The 265-nt window shown below is 63.8% G+C and carries 1 pseudogene; it reads right to left on the bottom strand.

The annotated features are described in order from the left end of the window. Positions 1-14 precede the first annotated feature (14 nt). Positions 15-265, bottom strand: a pseudogene (locus ALO43_RS00530) (hypothetical protein); the annotation flags it as partial.

Below are 265 nucleotides of genomic sequence, written 5' to 3' on the forward strand. Positions count from 1 at the left end.
TTTGCAGGCTTGAATCAGTTACTGAACTGCTTACCCAGCCCGGCAGGAACGCCGCTGGCGTCGGTCGCCTGCCACGGACCGTTAGGGTTGGTTGCCCAGCTCCAGCCGTTGTTCCACTGATAGTAAGTACGCTGGCGATAGAAGGTGTTGGGCTGATCGTCCATCACGTACACCCCCAGGCGCGGGTCCCAATGGCTGCCACCGCCCGGTGGCGGGGCGAAACTGGCCGAGGTCTTCGGCGCTGCGGCTGGCGCTTTGGCAGGCT

The sequence above is a fragment of the Pseudomonas tremae genome (genome assembly GCF_001401155.1).
Lineage (GTDB): Bacteria > Pseudomonadota > Gammaproteobacteria > Pseudomonadales > Pseudomonadaceae > Aquipseudomonas > Aquipseudomonas tremae.